The 1,439-nt window shown below is 70.8% G+C and carries 1 protein-coding gene; it reads left to right on the forward strand.

Features of this window, described 5'->3' with window-relative positions; translation table 11 throughout:
• Positions 1–42: 42 nt before the first annotated feature.
• Positions 43–1,266, forward strand: coding sequence for an IS4 family transposase (locus ACZ7BZ_RS38310; RefSeq protein ID WP_470362417.1), 1,224 nt, complete (start codon positions 43–45; stop codon positions 1,264–1,266).
• Positions 1,267–1,439: the final 173 nt, after the last annotated feature.

Consider the following 1,439-nt stretch of genomic DNA (forward strand, 5'->3'; position numbering starts at 1 on the left):
CAATGCCGGTGACTTTGCTGTCTCTGCCTCGTTGATGGTGGTGTGGCGAGGGTGGGGCAGGTCAAGTCGCCTGCGGGTGAGCGGTTGTCGGATCGGATCGCGATCGGGGTGCTGACTCAGGCGTTTCCGCCGGGTCTGGTCGATGAGGTGATCGCTGAGACCGGGCGCGGCGAGAAGCGGAGCCGGCTGTTGCCGGCCCGGGTGGTCGTCTACTTCGTGCTGGCGATGTGCCTGTTCTTCGGGCAGGGCTATGAGGAGGTCGCCCGGCTGCTGGGTGAGGGGCTGGGGGACGGGCGGCGGTCGTGGCGGGTGCCCACGACCGCCGCGATCGGTCGGGCCCGTCGGCGGCTGGGCGTCGAGCCGTTGCGGCTGCTGTTCGCGCGGGTGTGCCGTCCGTTGGCGGTGCCCGAGACGGCGGGCGCCTGGTACCGGCGCTGGCGCGTGGTGGCGGTCGACGGGACCGCGCTGGACCTGGCGGACACCGCTGACAACGACGCCTTCTTCGGCCGTCCGGGTACAGGCCGGGGCAGGGGCGCGTTTCCGCAGGCCCGGGTGGTGGGGCTGGCCGAGTGCGGCACCCACGCGGTGTTCGCCGCCGAGGCGGGTCCGCTGTCGGTCAGCGAGCAGACGCTCTCCCGGCGGCTGTTCGACCGTCTGGAAGCCGGGATGCTGCTGCTGGCGGACCGGGGCTTCTACGGCTTCGAGCTGTGGCAGCATGCGCGGGCCACCGGAGCGGACCTGCTGTGGCGGGTGCGCAAGAACGCGAACCTGCCCGTCGTGCGAGTCCTCGGCGACGGCTCCTACCTGAGCACGGTCCACGCCGAGCCCGACCGCAGGAACCGCCGCAACCCGGTGACCGTGCGGGTCGTCGAATACACCCTGGCCCGCACCGGGGACACCACCGTCTACCGCCTGGTCACCACCCTTCTCGACCCCGAGGAGGCACCCGCCGCCGAGCTGGCCGCCCTCTACGCCCAGCGCTGGGAGATCGAGACCACGCTGGACGAGATCAAGACCCACCAGCGCGGGCCCAGGCTCGTCCTGCGCTCGAAGTACCCCTGGGGCGTCGAGCAGGAGGTCTACGGACTCCTGCTCGTCCACCACGCGATCCGACAGTTGATGCACCGGGCAGCCCTTCACGAGGGTGTGGACCCCGACCGGCTCTCGTTCACCCGCAGTCTGCGGGTCGTACGCCGCCAGGTCCCAGCCCAGGCGGCGCTTTCCCCCCGGCAGACTCGCCAGGGCACTGACCCGCACGCTGGCTGAGATCACCGAACGTCTGCTACCCGAACGACGCCGGCGGACCTGCCCCCGCGTCATCAAACGCAAGATGTCCAACTGGCCCCTCAAACGCGCCCAACACCGCGACTGGCCACCACCGCTCCCGGCCGTCATCACGATCACCAGCAGAGCCGCCACAACCTAAGTCACCGGCATTG

It is taken from the genome of Kitasatospora sp. NPDC036934, assembly GCF_055608425.1.